The organism is Inquilinus limosus DSM 16000 (assembly GCF_000423185.1).
GTDB classification, from domain to species: Bacteria; Pseudomonadota; Alphaproteobacteria; order DSM-16000; family Inquilinaceae; genus Inquilinus; species Inquilinus limosus.
The window spans coordinates 35,222-55,476 of sequence record NZ_AUHM01000031.1 but is presented as its reverse complement, the minus strand read 5'-3'; the positions used below and the strand labels follow the sequence as shown (position 1 = coordinate 55,476).

Here is a 20,255-nt window from a genome sequence, read left to right as displayed (position 1 = left end):
CGCGTGATGGGAACCGCCACCCGAGCCGGCCTCCAGGCCCCGCAGACACGCGGGGCCCCAGCCGCCGCCCTGTCGGAGGCCAGCGGCGGGTGGCGGCGCCGGCGGCACGCCTTGGCGCCGTACTGGTTCCTGCTGCCCTATCTTCTCGTCTTCGCCGTGTTCTGGTGCTGGCCGATCATCGATTCGGCGCTGCTGTCGCTGCAGAATACGCGGGTCAATCCCTGGGCCTGGAACATCGGCATCAACTGGCGGCGCCTCCTGGTCGACCGCGCCTTCCAGGAGGCGCTGAAGAACACGCTGACCATCCTGGTGATCCAGGTGCCGGTGATGCTGACCCTGGCCACGCTGCTGGCCGTGGCCCTGAACTCGCCGCTCCTCAGGCTGCGGCCGATCTACCGCTTCGCCTTCTTCGCCCCGGTCGTGGTCAGCGACGTCGCCTATTCGGTGGTGTTCCGGCTGCTGTTCAACGGCCAGTTCGGCGCCGTCAACCACGGCCTCGCCGCCTTGGGCCTGGCGCCGATCGACTGGCTGCACGACCCGAACGCGGCGATGGCCACGATCATGGTGGCGGTGACCTGGCGCTGGACCGGCTACAACGCCATCATCCTGCTGGCCGGACTGCAGTCGATCCCGCGCGACCTGTACGAGGCGGCGGCGATCGACGGCGCGTCGCCGGCCGACCGCTTCTTCCGCATCACCCTGCCGCTGCTGAAGCCGATCCTGATCTTCTGCCTGGTGCTGTCGATCATCGGCACCATGCAGCTGTTCACCGAACCCTGGCTGATCACCGAGCGCGGCGGGCCCGGCGGCGCCACCGAGACGCTCGGCACCTATCTCTACAAGCAGGGCTTCGTCAGCCTGAACTTCGGCTACGCCGCGGCGATCGCCTACACCATCGCCGCCATGGCGGCGATGATGGCGGCGCTCAACCTCATGCTCACCCGCGGCCGGAAGGCCTGAGGAGGATGGCGATGCTCCGCTCCATGGACTCGCGCCGGCGCTGGGGCACCCTGCTCCTCACCGGGGGCATGGCGCCCGTGGCGCTGCTGTGGCTGGCGCCGCTCTACCTGATGGCGGTGTTCGCCACCCTGCCGGACTACGCCATCTTCTCGCCGGAGCTGCCGCTGACGCCGGGCGGCAACCTGCTGGAGAACTGGGCTTTCCTCGACGATACGGCGAAGTTCGGCCGGGCGATGCTGAACTCGATCGGCATCGCCACCTTCTCGGCCGTGGCCTCGCTGCTGCTGACCAGCATGGCCGGCTACGCCTTCGCCCGCTTCCAGTTCGTCGGCAAACAGGCGGCCTTCAGCCTCTTGGTGGCGACGCTGACCGTGCCCTATGCCGTGGTGATCATTCCGCAATATGTGCTGGTGGCGCGCGACCTGGGCCTGTCGAACACCTGGATCGCGGTGATCGTGCCGCCGCTGTTCAACTCGATCGGCGTGCTGTTCATGCGCCAGACCTTTCTGTCGCTGCCGCAGGAGCTGCTGGACGCCGCCCGCATCGACGGCGCGCGCGAAGGCCGGATCTTCTTCACCATCGCCCTGCCGCTGGTGCGGCCCAGCATGGCGGCGCTGGCGATCATCCTGTTCCTCGCCTCCTGGAACAACTATCTGTGGCCGCTGCTGGTCGCGACCCAGGCGGGGGCCCGCACCGCACCGGTGGCGCTGGGCAGCCTGATCGGCCTCAACGTCGTGCCCTGGGGCGCGCTGATGGTCGGGGCGATGCTGCTGACCCTGCCGATGATCGTCGTCTTCATCTTCCTGCAGCGCTATTTCGTCGCCGGCATCACCGCCGGCGCCGTGAAGTAGCCTTCCCCTGACCACACCCTGCCCCTGACGAGGCTGTCGCATGCTCGGCGTCTGCTATTACCCGGAACATTGGCCCGAAGAGTGGTGGGAGGACGACGCCCGCCGGATGCGCGAGGTCGGCATCACCTTCGTCCGCATCGCCGAATTCGCCTGGTCGCGGATCGAGCCGGAGCCGGGGCGCTTCGACTGGGCGTGGCTGGACCGCGCCATCGACACGCTGGGCGCCGCCGGGCTGAAGGTGGTGATGTGCACGCCGACGGCGACGCCGCCGAAATGGCTGGTCGACCGCCACCCCGACATCCTGCCGGTGAACGAATACGGCGGCACCCGCGGCTTCGGCTCGCGCCGGCACACCAGCTTCTCCAGCCGCACCTGGCTGCGCGAGAGCGCCCGCATCACCGAGGAGGTGGCGCGGCGCTACGGCAGCCACGACGCCGTCGCCGGCTGGCAGACCGACAACGAGTTCGGCTGCCACGACACCGTGCTGTCCTACGGGCGGGAGGATGTCGCCGCCTTCCGCACCTGGCTGCGCCACCGCTACCAGACGCCCGAGGCGCTGAACCAGGCCTGGGGCAACGTCTTCTGGTCGATGGAGGTGGGCGGCTTCGACGAGATCGAGGCCCCGGTCAACGCGGTGACCGAGACCAACCCGGCGGCGCGGCTGGACTATTGGCGCTTCGCCTCGGACCAGGTCGCCGCCTACAACCGGATGCAGGTCGAAATCATCCGCAAGCATTCGCCGGGCCGCTTCGTCACCCACAACTTCATGGGCTTCTTCCAGGAGTTCGACCACTGGCCGCTGGGCGAGGACCTCGACATCGCGTCCTGGGACAGCTATCCGCTGGGCACGCTGGAGAAGATTGCGGAGACCGATGACGAGCGGGCGCGCTGGGCCCGCACCTCGCATCCCGACCTGGCGCCGTTCAACCACGACCTGTACCGCGCCGTCGGCCGCGGCCGCTGGTGGGTGATGGAGCAGCAGCCGGGCCCGGTGAACTGGGCCGCCTGGAACCCGGTGCCGAAGCCGGGCATGGTCCGGCTGTGGACCTGGGAGGCGCTGGCCCATGGCGCCGAGGTGGTCAGCTATTTCCGCTGGCGGCAATGCCCCTTCGCGCAGGAGCAGATGCATGCCGGGCTGAACCGGCCGGACCGCAAGCTGTCCCCGGGCGGCCAGGAGGCGACGCAGGTGGGGCAGGAGCTGGCCCGGATCGGCGCCCTGCCCGCCTCCGCCCCCGCCCCGGTGGCCATGGTCTTCGACTACGAGACCTCCTGGATCACCCGGATCCAGCCGCAGGGCCGCGACTTCCGCTACACCGACCTGGCGTTCCGCTGGTACGAGGCGATCCGCCGCCTGGGCCTCGATGTCGACATCGTCCGCCCCGGCGCGCCGCTGACCGGCTACAAGGCGGTGGTGGTGCCGTGCCTGGCGCATGTCTCGGAGGCGGCGGTGCAGGCCTTCGCCGCCACCGACGCGATCATCCTGTTCGGCCCGCGCACCGGGTCCAAGACCCGCGACCTCAGCATCCCGGACGAGCTGCCGCCCGGCCTGCTGCAGGAGCTGCTGCCGCTGAAGGTGACCCAGGTGGCGTCGCTGCGCCCGAACCTGGCCGAGCCGGTCGAAGGCCCCGGCCTGTCGGGATCCGTCCGGCGCTGGCGCGAATGGCTGGAGACCGATCTGCCGGCCCAGGCCAGCTTCGCCGACGGCGCCCCGGCCCTGGTCGGCGACGGCAACCGCTTCTACTTGGCCGGCTGGCCGGACGCGGCGCTGCTGCGCGGCGTCATGGCCGACCTTCTGGGCAGCGTCGGGCTGACGCTGACCGAACTGCCGGAGGCGGTGCGGCTGCGCCGCCGCGGCAGCCTGACCTTCGCCTTCAACTATGGCGATATCGATTGGGCCGCGCCGGTAAAGGATGCCGGCCGCTACCTGCTGGGCGGGCCGGTGGTGCCGCCGCAGGGCGTGGCCTGCTGGCGGGCGGCTTGAGGCGCGAGCGGAAGGGAAAACGATGATCTACGGCACGATCCCGGGCGTGGCCAGGCCGGTCGCCCGCATGGTGATGGGCGTCGACAACCAGGAGGAGCTGGCCACGGCGGCGCCGCTGTTCGACGACTATATCGAGCGCGGCGGCAACTGCTTCGACACCGCCCGGATCTATCTGCGCGGCCGCTGCGAGACGCTGTTCGGCGACTACCTGGCCAGCCGCGGGGTGCGCGACCGGATCGTCCTGATCTGCAAGGGCGCGCACACGCCGAACTGCACGCCGGAAGCGGCGCGAAGCCAGCTGGAGCAGAGCCTGGAGGCGCTGCACACCGACCGCGCCGACATCTACTTCCTGCACCGCGACAACCCCGAGGTGCCGGTCGGCGAGTTCGTCGACGTGCTCGACGCGCTGCACCGCGAGGGCCGGATCGGCGTGTTCGGCGGCTCGAACTGGAGCCTGGAGCGATTCCGGGCGGCCAACGACTACGCCCGCCGCACCGGCAAGGCCGGCTTCACGGTGCTGAGCAACAACCTGGCCCTGGCCCGGATGGTCGAGCCGGTCTGGGGCGGCTGCGTCTCCGCCCGCGACCCGGAGTGGCTGCGCTATCTGGAGGAGAGCGGCACGGCGCTGTTCGCCTGGTCCTCGACCGCCCGCGGCTTCTTCACCGAGCGCGGCGACCCGTCCCGGGCGGAGGCGGAGCCCGAGATCGCGCGCTGCTGGCATGCGGAGGACAACTTCGAGCGCCGTCGCCGCGCCATCGCCCTGGCCGAGGCCAAGGGCACCAGCCCGGTGCAGATCGCCATGAGCTGGGTGCTGTCGCAGCCCTTCGCCACATTCGCCCTCTCCGGCCCGCGCTCGGTCGAGGAGAGCCGCCGCAACATCGAGGGCCTGTCGGTCACCCTGTCCGAGGCCGAGCGCGACTGGCTGGACCTGAAGCGGGACCAGCCGTAGGGCGCCCATCCCACAACTGTCATTGCCGGGCTTGACCCGGCAATCCAGAGAGCGTCGAGACCTTCTGGATGCCCGGGTCAAGCCCGGGCATGACATTTTTGGGGTGTAGCGCGTGACCCCACACAATGCATCGACGCGACCACCCAGGAAACCATTTGCAAATTGGTTCCCTTTGCGCTTGGCTGTTCGGCAAGACGAAGCGGCGTCGCGCGCCATGATCGGTCCTCAGGATCGGCTGGCCGGGCGTCCTCACGCACAACAGGGACTGGCTGATGGCTCGGAGCCGGAACGGCGGACGAAGCCTTTGGGAGACCAATGGCTGAGGTGGTTTCATCCCCATCACGAGGCGTGTCGAATTCCAGCGTGGCGCTGGAGCGGCTGCGCGCCCTTCTGGACGCCGAGGGCGACCGCGCCGAATGGCAGCTGCCGACCGAGCGCGACCTGGCCGGGCGGATCGGCGTCGGCCGCCGCGCCGTGCGCCGGGCGCTGGAGGTGCTGGAGGCCGAGGGTCGGATCTGGCGTCACCAGGGCAAGGGCACCTTCGCCGGCAAGAGGCCGGCGGTGCAGCCGCATCTGATCGCCTCCCTGGCCGACCGCACCAATCCGCTGGAGGTGATGGAGGCGCGGCTGCAGATCGAGCCGGCCCTGGCTCGCCTCGCCGCACTGAAGGCCTCGCCCGACGACATCGCCGCGCTGCGCCGGATCGAGCGCAAGACCGCGGCCAGCATGGACAGCGACGGCCACGAGCTGTGGGACAGCGCCTTCCACCGCCACATCGCCGAGACCGCCGGCAACGGCCTGCTGCTGGCGCTGTTCGACTGCATCGACCGGATCCGCCAGTCGCCCTCCTGGCGGCGGCTGCGCGAGGCGGCGCGCAACCGCATCCGGCTGCGCGCCTACACCAGCCAGCATGGCGAGATCGTCGCCGCGATCGCCCGGCACGACGGCGCCGGAGCCGAGGCGGCGATGCGGCGCCATCTGCTGGCGCTGCAGGCCAATCTCGAGGCGGCGATGCATGGCGAGCCGGCGCCGCAGGATTCAGCGCAGGAGCGGATGACCCGCCATGGTGAAAGCGCGGAGGCGGCCGATGGCCTCGGTCTCTGACGCCCGCGCCGTCCGCACTCCGGCCACCGCGCCGGAGCCGGCGCGCGAGACGGTGCTGGAGGTGCGGGATTTCGCCCTGTCGCTGTCGATCGGCGGCAACCTGGTCGAGGGCGTCTCCTTCTCCGTCGCCCGCGGCGAGACGCTGTGCATCGTCGGCGAATCCGGCTGCGGCAAGAGCATCACGGCCCTGGGGCTGATGGGGCTGCTGCCGCCGGTCGCGCGCATCACCGCGGGCAGCGCCCGATTCGAGGGGCGCGACCTGTTCCGCCTGACCGACCGCGAGCGCGCCGACCTGCGCGGCAGCCGCATGGCGATGATCTTCCAGGAGCCGATGACCAGCCTGAACCCGGCCTTCACCATCGGCGACCAGATCGCCGAAGGGGTCCGCCGACACAAGGCGGTGGGCAAGACCGAGGCGCGCAACCGGGCGCTGGAGATGCTGCGCCGGGTGCGCATTCCGGCGCCGGAGAAGCGCCTCGACGCCTATCCGCACCAGCTGTCGGGCGGCATGCGCCAGCGCGCCATGATCGCCATGGCGCTGGCCAACGACCCGCAGCTGCTGATCGCCGACGAGCCGACCACGGCGCTGGACGTCACCATCCAGGCGCAGATTCTGGCGCTGGTCCGGCGGCTGCAGGACGAGACCGGCACTGCCATGATCCTGATCACCCATGATCTCGGCGTGGTGGCGGAGGTCGCCGACCATGTCGCGGTGATGTATGCCGGCCGGATCGTCGAATCCGGTCCGGTCGAGGCCATCTTCGAGGATCCGCAGCATCCCTACACCATCGGGCTGATGGGGTCGGTGCCGTCGCTCGGCCGGCGCGAGGGGCGCCTGGCCACCATCCCGGGCACGGTGCCGCCGCCCGACCGCATGCCGCCGGGCTGCCGCTTCGCCCCGCGCTGCCCCTTCGCGGCGCCGCGCTGCGCCGCCGAGACGCCGCCGGCGAAACCGGTCGGGCCGGACCATCGTGCCGCCTGCTGGTTCGCCCCGCTGGAGCAGCACGAAGGGGGTGCGGGATGAGAGCATTCTTCGCAACTCCCCCCATCGTCATTGCGAGCGCAGCGAAGCAATCCAGGACCGCTCGCATCGGCCCCTGGATTGCTTCGTCGGCTTCGCCTCCTCGCAATGACGGTAAGGGGATGACGTCTCAACGAGGCCCTGCATGAACGGGCATCCCGAAGCGGGCCTCCTTCTCGAAGGCAAGGGCCTGGTCAAGCGCTTCGGCGGCGGCCGCAGCCTGTTCGGCGGCTCGCCGGTGGTGCATGCGGTCGATGGCGTGTCGCTGGCGATCCGGCCGGGCGAGACATTCGCCGTGGTCGGCGAATCCGGCTGCGGCAAGTCGACCCTGGGCCGGCTGCTGCTGCGGCTGATCGAGCCCACCGCCGGCCAGGTGCTGTATCGCGGCTGCGACCTGACGGCGCTGCCGCCCAAGGCGATGCGGGCGCTGCGGCGCGAGCTGCAGATCGTGTTCCAGGACCCCTACGCCTCGCTGAACCCGCGCATGACCGTGGGCGACATCGTCGGCGAGCCGATCTGGCTGCACGGCCTGGCGGGACGCGCGGAGCGGCGCGACCGGGTGGCGGAGCTGCTGCGCACCGTCGGCCTGCTGCCCGAGCATGCCGGGCGCTATCCGCACGAATTCTCCGGCGGCCAGCGCCAGCGCATCGGCATCGCCCGGGCCCTCGCCGGCCAGCCGGTGCTGATCGTCGGCGACGAGCCGGTCTCGGCCCTCGACGTCTCGATCCAGGCGCAGGTGATCAATCTGCTGGAGGAGCTGAAGGAGCGCTTCGGCCTGACCCTGGTGATCGTCGCCCACGATCTGGCCGTGATCCGGCACATGAGCGACCGGGTGGCGGTGATGTATCTGGGCGAGATCGTCGAGCAGGCGCCGGTCGACGCGCTGTTCGACGCGCCGCTGCACCCCTACACCCAGGCGCTGATGCGGGCGATCCCGGTGCCCAGCCCGGCCGGGCGCCGGCCCAAGACCCTGCTGCAGGGCGACGTGCCCAGCCCGACCGCGCCGCCGCCCGGCTGCCGCTTCCACACCCGCTGCCCGCACGCCAAGCCGATCTGCAGCCAGATCCGGCCGCCGGCGGAGGAGGCGGAGCCGGGACGCAGCGTCGCCTGCCATTTCTGGCGCGAGATCCAGGACGCCGGGGCCGGCGCCCTGGCCGCGCCGCCCACGCCGCCCCGACTGGCCGCGCGGCTGTCGCTCTACCGTGCCCGCCAGGCCCAGACGGCCCTTCCATAAGAACCGAACAGGAGGCTCATTCATGCGCGCACGCCCAGTTCTCGCCCTCCTCGCCGGCCTGCTGCTCAGCGGCACGGCCTATGGCCAGACCACGCTGCGGATCGGCCTGAACGAGGACCCCGACGTGCTGGACCCGCACCGGGCCCGCACCTTCGTCGGCCGCATCGTCTTCGCCTCGCTCTGTGACAAGCTGATCGACATCAACCCCGAGCTCGGCTTCGTGCCGAAGCTGGCGACCAGCTGGGCCTGGAGCGACGACAACCTGACCCTGACCTTCACCCTGCGCGACGGCATCACCTTCCAGAACGGCGAGCCGATCGACGCCGCCGCGGTGAAGGCCAATCTCGACCGCGCCCGGACCCTGCCCGACAGCCTGCGCAAGAGCGAGCTGGCCTCGGTCGCCGAGGTCGTCGCGGTCGACCCGAAGACGGTGGCGGTCAAGCTGTCCCGCCCCGACGCCACGATCCTGGCCCAGCTGTCCGACCGCGCCGGCATGATGCTGGCGCCGAAGGCCTTCGCCGCCGGCGATTTCGGGCAGAAGCCCGTCTGCTCCGGCCCCTACCGCTTCGTCGAGCGGGTGCAGAACGATCGCATCGTGCTGGAGAAGTATCCGGGCTACTGGGACGCGGCGGACTACAAGATCGACCGCGTGGTGTTCCAGCCGATCCCCGACACCACCGTGCGCCTGGCCAACCTGAAGGCCGGCGACCTCGACATGCTGGAGCGGCTGGCCCCGTCCGACGTAGAGGCGGTGAAGGCGGATTCGGAGCTGGTGTTCGTCCCGGTCACCGGCATCGGCTACCAGGGCATCACCATCAACACCAACAACGGCGACCGGTCGAAGAACCCGCTGGGCCAGGACAAGCGGGTGCGCCAGGCGCTGGAGCTGGCGATCGACCGCGAGGCGATCAACCAGGTGGTCGGCGCGGGGATCTACCCGCCGGCGCAGCAGCCCTTCCCCAAGGCCAGCCCCTATTTCAGCGACAAGTTCCCGGTGCGGGCCCGCGACGTCGAGAAGGCCAAGCAGCTGCTGAAGGAGGCGGGACACGAGCGGGTGTCGTTCGAGCTGGTCTTCGGCACCGGCACCACGGCGCAGCAGATCGCGGAGCTGATCCAGGCGATGGCGTCGGAGGCCGGCTTCGACATCAAGCTGCGCGCCACCGAGTTCGCGGCGATGATGAAGGAGGGCCAGCAGGGCAATTTCGAGGCCGAGCAGGTCGGCTGGTCCGGCCGCGTCGACCCGGACGGCAACATCCACGCCTTCGTCACCTGCCAGGGCAACCTGAACGACGGCAAATACTGCAACCCCAAGGTCGACGAGCTGCTGAACGCCGCCCGGCAGACGCCGGACCAGGCCAAGCGCAAGGAGCTGTACGACCAGGCCCAGGCCATTCTCGAGGACGAGCTGCCGATCATCTACACCTACTACCAGCCCTGGCCCTTCGTGCTGTCGAAGAAGGTGAAGGGCTTCACCGCCTATCCCGACGGCATGATCCGCCTCAAGGGCATGAGCATCGAGGGCTGAGGGATGCTGGTGCCCGATCTCATCGGATCGCTCCCAACTGAGTCCCCCCTCCCCTCGCGGGAGGGGGTCAGGGGGAGGGGGTTGTCGATCGAAGAGAACTGCGGTGCCCGGTCCCGGCACGATCCGGTGTCCTCCGAACGAGGCCTGCGAAGCAGCGCTAACCCCCTCCCCCTACCCCCCTCCCGCGAGGGGAGGGGGGACTCAGACTGGTTTGCGTCGGGGAGGGTGCGCCCATGACCCGCATCATCCTCCGCCGCCTCGTCATCGCCCTGCCGACCCTCGTCCTGGTGTCGCTGCTGGTCTTCACCCTGCAGAAGCTGCTGCCGGGCGACCCGGTGCTGACCATGGCGGGGGAGGAGCGCGACCCCGCGGTGCTGGAGTATCTCCGCGACAAGTACCGGCTGAACGACCCGATCCCGATGCAGTACTTCGCCTGGATCGGGCAGGTGGTGCAGGGCGATTTCGGCATCTCGATGCGCACCGACGCGCCGGTGACCCAGCTGATCGCCCAGAAGCTGCCGGTGACGATCCAGCTGGCCAGCTTCGCCATGGTCTTCGCCCTGCTGATCGGCATCCCGACCGGCATCATCGCCGCGGTGCGCAAGGGCACGGCGGTGGATTACGGCGCCAACATCTTCGCCCTGTCCGGCCTGTCCATCCCGAACTTCTGGCTCGGCATCATGCTAATCCTGCTGGTCTCGGTGGAATGGCGGCTGCTGCCCGCCTCCGGCTACGTGCCGCTGTTCGAGGATCCGTGGCTCAGCCTCAAGACGATGCTGATGCCGGCCTTCGTGCTGGGCACGGCGCTGGCCGCCACGCTGATGCGGCACACCCGCTCCGCCATGCTCGGCGTGCTGCGGTCGGACTACATCCGCACCGCCCGGGCCAAGGGGCTGCTGGGCCCCGCCGTGGTGCTGAAGCACGCCTTCCGCAACGCGCTGGTGCCGATCGTCACCCTGGTGACGCTGCTGTTCGGCGAGCTCCTGGCCGGCGCCGTGCTCACCGAGCAGGTCTTCACCATCCCGGGCTTCGGCAAGCTGATCGTCGACGCCGTGTTCAACCGCGACTACGCCGTGGTCCAGGGCGTGGTGCTGTGCACCGCCATCGGCTTCATCGCCATGAACCTCCTGGCCGACATCCTGTACATCCTGATCAATCCGCGGCTGAGGCACCCGTCATGACCGCGACCGCCCTCACCACCGAAGCCGTCGCGCCGAAGCGCCGCAGCCGCGGCCTCGAGAAGTTCCTGCGCAACCACGGTGCCGTGGTCGGCACCGTGCTGGTGCTGGCCTTCGTGCTGCTGGCCGTGCTGGCGCCGCTGGTGACGCCGCAGGACCCGCTACAGACCAGCTTCCTGACCATCCGCAAGCCGCCCTCGGCCGCGCATTGGCTGGGCACCGACGACCTCGGCCGCGACATCTTCACCCGCCTCGCCTACGGCGCCCGCACCTCGCTGATGGCCGGGGTGGTCTCGGTCGCCATCGCGCTCGCCGTCGGCGTGCCCTTCGGCCTCTTGGCCGGCTATTACGGCGGGCTGATCGACGGCGCCATCTCGCGCGCCACTGAGGCGATGCTGGCCATTCCCTTCCTGATCCTGGCGATCGCGCTGGCCGCCTTTCTCGGCCCCAGCCTGACCAACGCCATGATCGCGATCGGCCTGTCGGCCATGCCGATCTTCATCCGCCTGACCCGCGGCCAGGTGCTGAGCGTGAAGACCGAGGACTATGTCGAGGGCGCGCGCTCCATCGGCCTGCCCGATCGCTGGATCATCCTGCGCTACATCCTGCCGAACGTGCTGCCGCCGCTGATCGTGCAGGCGACGCTGACCATCGCCACCGCCATCATCGCCGAGGCCAGCCTGTCCTTCCTCGGCCTCGGCCAGCAGCCGCCGAGCCCGTCCTGGGGCTCGATGCTGAACACCGCCAAGAACTTCATGAGCCAGGCGCCCTGGATGTCGATCTTCCCGGGCGGCGCGATCTTCCTGGTCGTGCTGGGCTTCAACCTGCTGGGCGACGGACTGCGCGACGCCCTCGACCCCCGCGAAAGCTGAGAGACAACGCATGTTCACCACCCGCCCCGAGCTGCTCGGCACCTTCGGCATGGTCACCTCGACCCACTGGCTGGGCAGCGCCGCCGGCATGGCGATGCTGGAGCGCGGCGGCAACGCCTTCGACGCCTGCGTCGCCACCGCCTTCGTGCTGCAGGTGGTGGAGCCGCATCTGGTCGGCCCCGGCGGCGACGTGCCGGTGGTGTTCCATTCGGCGGCGACCGGCCGGACCGAGGTGCTGTGCGGCCAGGGCCCGGCCCCTTCCGGCGCCACCATCGAGCGCTACAAGGCCGAGGGGCTGAGTTTAATCCCCGGCAACGGGCTGCTGGCCACCGTCGTCCCCGGCTCCTTCGGCGCCTGGATGGTGCTGCTGCGCGACTACGGCACCCTGACCGTGCGCGACGTGCTGGAGCCGGCGATCCACTATCTCGAGGGCGGCCACCCGGTGCTGCCGCGCGTCGCCGACACCATCGCCGGCCTGAAGGAGTTCTTCGAGACGGAATGGCCGACCTCCGCCGCCGTCTTCCTGCCGGGCGGGTCGGCGCCGAAGGCGAAGCAGCTGTTCCGCAACCCGGCCCTGGCCGAGACCTGGAAGCGGATCATCCGCGAGGCCGAGGCCGTGGGCGGCGACCGCGAGCGCCAGGCCGAGGCGGCCTATGCCGCCTTCTACCGCGGCTTCGTGGCGGAGGCGATCGACCGCTTCGCCCGCACGACCGAGGCGATGGACGAGAGCGGCCGGCGCCACCGCGGCGTCATCACCGGCGACGACCTGGCCGGCTGGGCGCCGCTCTACGAGGCGCCGCTGACCTACGACTATCACGGCCATACCCTGGCCAAGATCCAGCCCTGGGGTCAGGGACCGGTGTTCCTGCAGACGCTCGCGCTGCTGAAGGGCATCGACCTGGCCGCGATGGGCCCGGCCAGCGCCGATTTCGTGCACACGGTGGCGGAGGCCATGAAGCTCGCCTTCGCCGACCGTGAGGCCTATTACGGCGACCCGAACTTCGTCGACGTGCCGGTCGAAGCCCTGCTGTCCGACGCCTACAACGACGCCCGCCGGGGCCTGATCGGCTCCGCCGCCTCGCGCGAGCTGCGGCCGGGCCTGGTGCCGGGATACGAGGTCCAGGTCGGGCGGGTGACGGCGGCGCTGACGCGCCTGTCCAAGGTCAGCGGCACCGCCCTGAAGGATCTGGCGGCGAACGAGCCGACCATGGCCGACATGCTGTCGGCCCGGCGCGGCGACACCGTCCACATCGACGCGGTCGATCGCTGGGGCAACATGGTGGCGGCGATGCCGTCGGGCGGCTGGCTGCAATCCTCGCCGGTGATCCCGGAGCTCGGCTTCATGCTGAACACCCGCGCCCAGATGTTCTGGCTGGAGCCGGGGCTGCCCGCCAGCCTCGAACCCGGCAAGCGGCCGCGCACCACCCTGACCCCCTCGCTCGCGCTGCGCGACGGCAAGCCGTACATGGCCTTCGGCTCGCCCGGCGGCGACCAGCAGGAGCAGTGGCAGCTGCAGCTGTTCCTGCGCCATGTCCATCACGGGCTGAACCTTCAGGAGGCGATCGAGCAGCCGATGTTCCACACGGCGCATTTCCCGAGCTCCTTCTACCCGCGCGAGCGCAAGCCCGGCCATCTGCTGGCGGAGGAGAGCTTCGGGCCGGAGGTGCTGGCCGAGCTGCGCCGCCGCGGCCATGATCTGGAGGAAGCGCCGGAATGGACCGTCGGCCGCCTGGTCGCGGCATCCCGCGACCCCGACGGCCTGCTGCGCGCCGCCGCCACGCCGCGGCTGATGCAGGCCTATGCGGTGGGTCGGTAAGGACGAAGGCCCCTCCTCCCCCGCAGATTGAGGGAGGAGACGGGCGCCCTACTCCGCCAGTTTGCGCATGACCTTGATCAGGTCGGACTTGCCCTCGAAGCCGATGCCCGGCAGGTCCGGCATCACGATGTGGCCGTCCTCGACCCGCACCCCGTCCGGGAAGCCGCCATAGGGCTGGAACAGGTCCGGGTAGCTCTCATTGCCGCCGAGGCCGAGACCGGCGGCGATGTTCAGCGACATCTGGTGCCCGCCATGCGGGATGCAGCGCGACGGCGACCAGCCGAACTGCGTCAGCACATCAAGGGTGCGAAGATACTCCACCAGCCCGTAGGACAGGGCGCAGTCGAACTGCAGCCAGTCGCGGTCCGGCCGCATCCCGCCATAGCGCAGCAGGTTTCTCGCGTCCTGGTGCGAGAACAGGTTCTCGCCGGTCGCCATCGGGCCCGGGTAGAACTCCGCCAGCGCCGCCTGCAGCGCGTAGTCCAGCGGGTCGCCCGCCTCCTCGTACCAGAACAGCGGATACTCCCGCAGCATTTTGGCGTAGGCGATCGCGGTCTCGAGGTCGAAGCGCCCATTGGCGTCGACCGCCAGCTGCGCCTGGCCGCCGATCTCGCCAGCACCGCCTCGATCCGCCCGCGATCCTCGTCGATCGGGGCGCCGCCGATCTTCATCTTGACCATGGTGTAGCCGCGGTCGAGATAGCCGCGCATCTCCGCCCGCAGGGCCGTATTGTCCTTGCCGGGGTAGTAGTAGCCGCCGGCGGCATAGACGAAGACGCGGGGGTTCGCCTCGCGCCCCTTCCGCCGCGCCAGCAGGCGGAACAGCGGCTGGCCGGCGATCTTGGCGACGGCGTCCCACACCGCCATGTCGAGCGTGCCGACCGCGACCGAGCGCTCGCCATGTCCGCCGGGCTTCTCGTTCGCCATCATCGCCGCCCAGATCCGGTGCGGGTCGAGATTGTCGCCGGTATCGTCGAGCAGGCCGGCCGGGTCCGCCGCCAGGATCCGGTCGCGGAAGCGCTCGCGGATCAGCCCGCCCTGGCCGTAGCGCCCGTTCGAGTTGAAGCCGTAGCCGACGACCCGGCGACCGTCGCGCACGACGTCGGTCACCACGGCCACCAGGCTGGCCGTCATCTTGGAGAAGTCGATATAGGCGTTGCGGATCGGGGAGGCGATCGGCTTGGTGACCTCGACGACGTCGACGATGCGCATGCTGGTTTGCCCACCCTTTCGTGCGGAAGACACCCGGCTGCTCCGCCCCGGCGTCGGCCCGATTCCCAGCAACCACTATACCCGAGGCATATCCGAGTTCGGCTATGGCCCGTCAGCGCATGCCCAGCAGCAGCACCCCGATCCGGTGCCCGGCCGCCGCGATCTGGTCGCGGCTCACCGCCCGGGCCTGCTCGACATAGCTGTGCGGGAGCACGGGGGCGGAGTCCGGCGAGGTGCCCGCCTTCAACGCCCCGCGCTGATAGACGACCTCGTAGGCCAGCTCCCGGCTGTGCGCCACCCAGCGGGCGAAGGCGGTCTCCGGATCCGGCGCCAGCGTCTCCTCATCGGGCGGAGGCTCTTCCGACAGCCCGGCCTCGACCGCGCCCGACTGCGCCAGGGCGAGCTCGCCCGGATGCCCCGCGGCGTCCCAAAACCGTCCGAGACGCTCGGGGTCCGCATCCGGCGAGGCGCGGACCCAGGACCACTGCCCGCCGGCATCGGTGAACGGGAAGCGCCACGACATCCACAGCGCCGTATGCAGCGGCTGGTGCATGTCGCCAACGATGTGCAGGACCCAGCAGAGCGCCACGGCCCGGTCCGCCTCGGAGGCGGTGGCGTCGCGCGCGATCGCGAGATTGTGCCCGAACGCCCACTGCGCGCTGCCGAAGGCGAAGGGGATCAGGGCGCGCATCGAGGACACGATGCGCGGGCTCTGGTGCCAGTCCGGTCGGTCATAGGGACCGCCCCGCGCGGCGTCCGGCCAGACCGCCATCAGCTCGAAGATCCGGCGATCGCGGGCGCGGCCGGCCAGGTCGCCGAGCTGGGCGTCGAAGCGGACCCGTTCCGGATGCGCCTGCATCAGCCGGAGCACGGCGGCGATCGCCTCCGGATCGCGCTGCTCCAGCACGTCATACGCGAGCGCCCCGGTGGCCTCGTGCCCGGCGCGCAGCCACGCCGCGGCCGGATTCGGCAGGAGCAGCACCAGCAACAGGATCGCGCCGAACCCGGCCGACCTGCGGCGACGATCGAGAAGAACCGCGATAGCTCGCATCCGGGCACCTCCGTATCGAGAAGCCGTTCAGGCCCGCCACCCGGGCGGCCGAGACGCAGGTCTTCCGCCCGTCCATTTCCGCGGCAAGAAGCGGAGTGAGGCCGCCGCTCACAGCAGCCATCCTCCGATGCACCGAACAAACGCTTGGAGAGACGAGATGGGTGCATTGGCGGGCAAGGTGGCGATCATCGCCGGGGCCAGCTCCGGCATCGGCCGGGCCGCGGCGGTGCTGTTCGCGCGCGAGGGCGCGGCCGTGGTGGCCGGGGCCCGGCGGCAGGCGGAGCTCGACACGCTGGTCGGGGAGATCGAGGCCGCCGGCGGCCGGGCCGCAGCGCTGGCCGGCACCGTTACCGACGAGGCCTACGCCCCGGCGCTGGTGGCGCTGGCCGAGGAGCGGTTCGGCGGCCTGGACATCGCCTTGAACACCGCCGGCATGGTCGGGCCGATGGGGCCGACGCCGGAGGTATCACCGGCGGCCTGGCGGGAGACGGTCGAGACCAACCTGACCAGCGCCTTTCTGGCCGCGCGGCACCAGATCCCGGCGATGCTGCGGCGCGGCGGCGGGTCGCTGATCCTCACCTCGACCTTCGTCGGCCACACCATCGGCTTTCCGGGCGTCGCCGCCTATGCCGCCAGCAAATCCGGGCTGATCGGCCTGGTGCAGGCGCTGGCGGTCGAGTTCGGGGGGCAGAACATCCGCGTCAACGCCCTGCTGCCGGGCGGCACCGACACGCCGATGTACCGCGAGTTCGCGCAGACGCAGGAGGCCCGCGACTTCATCGTCGGCCTCTACCCGATGAAGCGCCTCGCCACCCCGGAGGAGATGGCGCGGTCGGCGCTCTATCTCGCCTCGGACGCCTCCAGCTTCACCACCGGCTCGGCCCTGCTGGTCGACGGCGGGGTGTCGATCGCGCGGACGTGACCTTCAGGTCGTCACCGCCGCGTGGTGCTCCACCGCCGCCAGCACCGTCTCCATCTGCACCGTATGGCCGAGCACGAAGCGGTCGCCGTAGATCGTCTCGTCCGGGTATTCGGTGATCAGGGTCAGGGGCGGCACGTGGCGTTCGTCCGGGCCCATCAGGCAGGGGATGCCGTCGATCACGGTGAAGGGCCCGGCGCCGGCATGGGCGCCATAGGCGGCGAGCTGGGCCCGGTTCAGCTCCACGAGCGGCTCGATCCGCGCCAGCCGGCGCGCCACGGCCCGGATCAGCGCCATCCCCGTCTCCTCCCAGCCCGGATGGTGGCGCAGGATCAGGAAGAAGCCCTTCGGGATCGTCCACATCTCGAAGCCGCGCGGCAGGTAGCCGGTGAAGGGCCGGGTCCATTCATGCGCCGGATAGCCGTGCAGGTTGACGTGCAGCTGCGCCCCGGTGCGCGCGATCGCCTCGCTCCGGGCCGCACGCTCGAACAGCCCGTCACCGGTGCGGTACTCCAGGTCGTCGCCCAGCGCGGTGTAGCGGGCGGCGTGGTGCATGTGCCGCGGATTGTCCCGGCACAGGCGCCGGTGCAGCGCGTAGCCGTCCGGGTTCTCCAGCGGGATCAGCGCCAGATGCAGCTCGGGATCCTGCAACAGCGTCCGCGCTGCGCGCAGGGCGCCGACCGGACCGGTGGTCTCGTTGGCGTGCTGTCCGCCGGTGATTACGACCGCCGGGCGCGAGCCCGGGCGGATCAGCCCCGGCACCGCCCGGCCCTGCCGCGACCGGGCCAGGATCGGCTGACCGCCCAGCGCCGCCAGCTCGCGATGCACCTGGGCGATCGACAGCGGCGCCTCGGCCGTCTCCAGCGGCTGCTCCGGCCAGTCGCCGGCCTCGTCCGCCAGATCGCCGAAGGGCACGGTCTCGACCCGCACCCGCGGCGCGCCAGTGCGGATCTCCGGCACGATCTGCCCCGGCTGCAGCCCGCGGTCCCCGACCGGCCGGCCGGAATGGCGCTGGAACACCTCGAGCAGCGTGAAATAGAGGTCCTCGTGCAGCGCCTCGTGCAGGCTGACGCCCTCCTCGTGGAAGGGCAGAACCCGCTCGATCGCCGGCACCTCGACCGCGACCGACAGCCGCTCGAAATACGGCTCCTGCGTGCCCCAGTGATGGGCCCGGACCGTGTCGACCGCGGCGCGGAACAGCGCCTCCACCTCGGTCTCGATCCGCTCGTTCAGATCGGGCAGGCCTCCGGGCCGGCCGGTGACGCGCAGCCAGCCGGTCGGCGACAGGGAGGTGGCGTCGACGTGGTCCACCGCCAAATGGTTGGGCGCGAAGATCTCCGTCGTCAGGGCACGGCCGTCGCGATAGCTCAGCGTGACGCGGTAGCGCAGCGTCTCGTCGCCCGGCTCGAACCGCAGCTCGACGCCCTCCAGCAGCGCCGCCAGCGGATAGGCTTCCAGCAGGAAGCGGTCCGGCACGGCGGCGGGATGGACCGGATATCGGATGGTCGCCGCCGCCAGCCCGTCCGTGTCGATCTCCTCCAGGAAGGCGTGCAGCAGCGGCTTGTAGGCGCTGCGCAGCCGGGCCGAGACGCCGGCGGCGGCCAACTCTTCTTCGGCCGTGCGCCGCGCCGCCTCATCCTCGAACAGCCAGGCCTCGACCACCGCGCCACGATGATCGCGCGACAGGTCGCGCCGCAGCGCATCGAGGGTCCGCGGCGCTTCACGGTCCAGCAGGACGGTCATCGTCAGATCTTTCCGGTCGGGTCGAGGACGTCGCGCAGCCAGTCGCCGAGCAGGTTGAGGCCGAGCACGGTGAGCATGATGGCGAGGCCGGGGAAGACGCTGATCCACCAGGCGGTCTGCACATAGGTGCGGCCGTCGGCCAGCATGCCGCCCCAGCTGGGGATCAGCGGGTCGACGCCGAGGCCGAGGAAGGTCAGGCTGCTCTCCAGCAGGATGTTGTTGGCCACGTTCAGCGTCATCAGGATGACGATCGGCCCCAGCACGTTGGGCAGCAGGTGGTCGAGGATGATGCGGTGGTCGCGCACGCCGATCGCCGCCGCGGCCTGCACGAATTCCCGCTCGCGCAGGGACAGCACCGAGCCGCGCACGAGGCGGGCGTACTGCACCCATTGCGAGACGACCATGAAGAAGATCAGCCGGTCGAGGCCGCCGCCGAGGATGGCGATGAAGGTCAGCGCGATCAGGATGAAGGGCAGCGCCTGCTGCACGTCGGCGCAGCGCATCAGGATCAGGTCCCAGACGCCGCGGTAGTATCCGGCGACGAGGCCGGCCAACGTGCCCAGCACCACCGCGCCGGCCACCGAGGCGAAGCCGACGGTCAGCGAGATGCCGCCGCCGGTCACCACCCGGGCCAGCACGTCGCGGCCGACCGGGTCGGTGCCGAGCGGATGCGCCCAGCTCTGGAACGGCGGCAGCAGCCGGGCGGTCAGGTCGAACCCTTCACCACCGTCCGGGAACAGCAGGCCGGCGCACAGCACCGCCAGCACCATGACGCCGGTCAGCGCCGCGCCGAGGATGAACTCCAGATTGCGCAGGCGGCGCGACCAGGGCCGGCTGTCTTCGATCACGGCCATCGTTCACTCGGTCCGGATGCGCGGATCGACCAGCCCATAGGCGATGTCGACCGCGAGGTTGATGACGACGATCAGGATCGCCAGCACGGTGATCACCGCCTGCAGCACCGGATAGTCGCGGGCGGCGATGGCGTCGAAGGCCAGCGATCCCATGCCGGGCCAGGCGAAGACCTGCTCGACCACCACGATACCGCCGACCAGCCCGCCGAACTGCAGCCCGATATAGGTGATCAGCGGGATGGCGCAGTTGCGCAGCGCGTGCTTGTACAGCACCACCCGCTCGCGCAGCCCCTTGCTGCGCGCGACCATGACGTATTGCGCCGACAGCGTCTCCAGCATCGCGGTGCGCACCAGCCGGACATTGGTCGCGGTCAGGATCACCGCCATGGTCGCGGCCGGCATCACCAGGCTGGAGGCGCCCTCCATCCCGCTCGGCGGCAGCCAGCCGAGGGCGATGGAGAACACCAGCACCATCATCATCGCCAGCCAGAAGTTCGGAAAGGACAGCCCGACCAGAGACAGGATGCGGATCAGCTGGTCGACCGCCCGGCCCTTGTGCACGGCGGCGTGGATGCCGAGCGGGATCGACAGCAGGATCGAGGCCAGCAGCGAGACGAGGGCCAGCAGCAGCGTCGCCGGCAGCGCATGGCCGATCAGCTGCGTGACCGGCGTGCCGCCGAGGAAGCTGCGGCCCAGATCCCCGGTCAGGAGGCCTTGCAGGAAGCCCAGATACTGGACCGGGAAGGGCCGGTCGAGGCCGAGGGCGGTGCGGATCCGCTGCAGGTCCTCCTCGGTCACGCTGCCGGCGCCCTGGGCCAGCATCACCGCCGGGTCGCCGGTCAGCCGGATCGCCCAGGACACCAGCAGCGTCACCACCAGCACGACGAAGACCGCGAGCGCCACCCGCTTGGCGACGAAACCGATCATGGGTGGCTCCGCCGCAGCAAAACCGAGTCCCCCCTCCCCTTGCGGGAGGGGGCTAGGGG

The 20,255-nt window shown here is 70.6% G+C and carries 16 protein-coding genes and 1 pseudogene; 12 read left to right on the top strand and 5 right to left on the bottom strand.

Features of this window, described 5'->3' with window-relative positions; genetic code table 11:
- Nucleotides 1-6 precede the first annotated feature (6 nt).
- The 11 genes from G537_RS0123120 to G537_RS0123070 all read left to right on the top strand — a co-directional run bounded on the left by G537_RS0123120 (nt 7) and on the right by G537_RS0123070 (nt 13,491).
- Nucleotides 7-960, top strand: a complete 954-nt coding sequence (locus tag G537_RS0123120) for a carbohydrate ABC transporter permease (protein WP_081688986.1) — start codon at nt 7-9, stop codon at nt 958-960.
- An 11-nt stretch (nt 961-971) separates the two neighbouring features.
- Entirely contained in the window at nt 972-1,811 is an 840-nt protein-coding gene (locus G537_RS0123115) for a carbohydrate ABC transporter permease (protein ID WP_211230476.1), read from the top strand.
- A gap of 40 nt (nt 1,812-1,851) precedes the next feature.
- Nucleotides 1,852-3,792: a beta-galactosidase gene (locus tag G537_RS0123110; RefSeq protein ID WP_026872140.1), complete on the top strand. Its 1,941-nt coding sequence runs from the start codon at nt 1,852-1,854 to the stop codon at nt 3,790-3,792.
- Between the two features lie 22 nt (nt 3,793-3,814).
- A complete protein-coding gene (locus tag G537_RS39425) occupies nt 3,815-4,741 on the top strand; it encodes an aldo/keto reductase (protein WP_034852718.1) in 927 nt (308 codons plus the stop codon).
- 348 nt (nt 4,742-5,089) lie between these two features.
- The gene (locus G537_RS39420; protein WP_064742196.1) at nt 5,090-5,845 is read left to right on the top strand and encodes a FadR/GntR family transcriptional regulator; all 756 of its coding nucleotides are present in this window, start codon (nt 5,090-5,092) and stop codon (nt 5,843-5,845) included.
- Entirely contained in the window at nt 5,829-6,869 is a 1,041-nt protein-coding gene (locus G537_RS39415) for an ABC transporter ATP-binding protein (protein ID WP_081688982.1), read from the top strand. Before G537_RS39420 ends, G537_RS39415 begins: the two co-directional genes overlap by 17 nt.
- A gap of 142 nt (nt 6,870-7,011) precedes the next feature.
- Nucleotides 7,012-8,100 (top strand): ABC transporter ATP-binding protein, encoded by a 1,089-nt coding sequence (locus G537_RS0123090; RefSeq protein ID WP_026872139.1) that lies wholly within the window; start codon nt 7,012-7,014, stop codon nt 8,098-8,100.
- 22 nt (nt 8,101-8,122) lie between these two features.
- The gene (locus G537_RS0123085) at nt 8,123-9,625 is read left to right on the top strand and encodes an ABC transporter substrate-binding protein (protein ID WP_026872138.1); all 1,503 of its coding nucleotides are present in this window, start codon (nt 8,123-8,125) and stop codon (nt 9,623-9,625) included.
- A 233-nt stretch (nt 9,626-9,858) separates the two neighbouring features.
- Nucleotides 9,859-10,806 carry an ABC transporter permease gene (locus tag G537_RS0123080; protein ID WP_026872137.1) on the top strand — a complete coding sequence of 316 codons (948 nt, stop codon included), beginning with the start codon at nt 9,859-9,861 and terminating at the stop codon, nt 10,804-10,806.
- Nucleotides 10,803-11,675 carry an ABC transporter permease gene (locus G537_RS0123075; RefSeq protein WP_026872136.1) on the top strand — a complete coding sequence of 291 codons (873 nt, stop codon included), beginning with the start codon at nt 10,803-10,805 and terminating at the stop codon, nt 11,673-11,675. Before G537_RS0123080 ends, G537_RS0123075 begins: the two co-directional genes overlap by 4 nt.
- A 10-nt stretch (nt 11,676-11,685) precedes the next feature.
- Entirely contained in the window at nt 11,686-13,491 is a 1,806-nt protein-coding gene (locus G537_RS0123070; RefSeq protein WP_026872135.1) for a gamma-glutamyltransferase family protein, read from the top strand.
- A 48-nt stretch (nt 13,492-13,539) separates the two neighbouring features.
- Here the strand turns inward: G537_RS0123070 and G537_RS39410 are convergent.
- Nucleotides 13,540-14,702 (bottom strand): annotated as a pseudogene (locus tag G537_RS39410) (mandelate racemase/muconate lactonizing enzyme family protein).
- Between the two features lie 112 nt (nt 14,703-14,814).
- On the bottom strand, nt 14,815-15,753 hold the full coding sequence (locus G537_RS0123060; RefSeq protein WP_026872134.1) for a S1/P1 nuclease: 939 nt from the start codon (nt 15,751-15,753) through the stop codon (nt 14,815-14,817).
- Between the two features lie 157 nt (nt 15,754-15,910).
- On the opposite strand from G537_RS0123060, the gene G537_RS0123055 reads away from it, so the two are divergent.
- Nucleotides 15,911-16,675, top strand: coding sequence for an SDR family oxidoreductase (locus tag G537_RS0123055; RefSeq protein ID WP_026872133.1), 765 nt, complete (start codon nt 15,911-15,913; stop codon nt 16,673-16,675).
- A gap of 3 nt (nt 16,676-16,678) precedes the next feature.
- On the opposite strand, the gene G537_RS0123050 is transcribed toward G537_RS0123055, so the two are convergent.
- The 3 genes from G537_RS0123050 to G537_RS0123040 are packed head-to-tail and all read right to left on the bottom strand — an operon-like array spanning nt 16,679 to nt 20,196.
- Nucleotides 16,679-18,415: a M14 family zinc carboxypeptidase gene (locus tag G537_RS0123050; RefSeq protein ID WP_026872132.1), complete on the bottom strand. Its 1,737-nt coding sequence runs from the start codon at nt 18,413-18,415 to the stop codon at nt 16,679-16,681.
- A 2-nt stretch (nt 18,416-18,417) separates the two neighbouring features.
- The gene (locus tag G537_RS0123045) at nt 18,418-19,269 is read right to left on the bottom strand and encodes an ABC transporter permease (protein WP_051248944.1); all 852 of its coding nucleotides are present in this window, start codon (nt 19,267-19,269) and stop codon (nt 18,418-18,420) included.
- Between the two features lie 3 nt (nt 19,270-19,272).
- On the bottom strand, nt 19,273-20,196 hold the full coding sequence (locus G537_RS0123040) for an ABC transporter permease (protein WP_026872130.1): 924 nt from the start codon (nt 20,194-20,196) through the stop codon (nt 19,273-19,275).
- Nucleotides 20,197-20,255 lie beyond the last annotated feature (59 nt).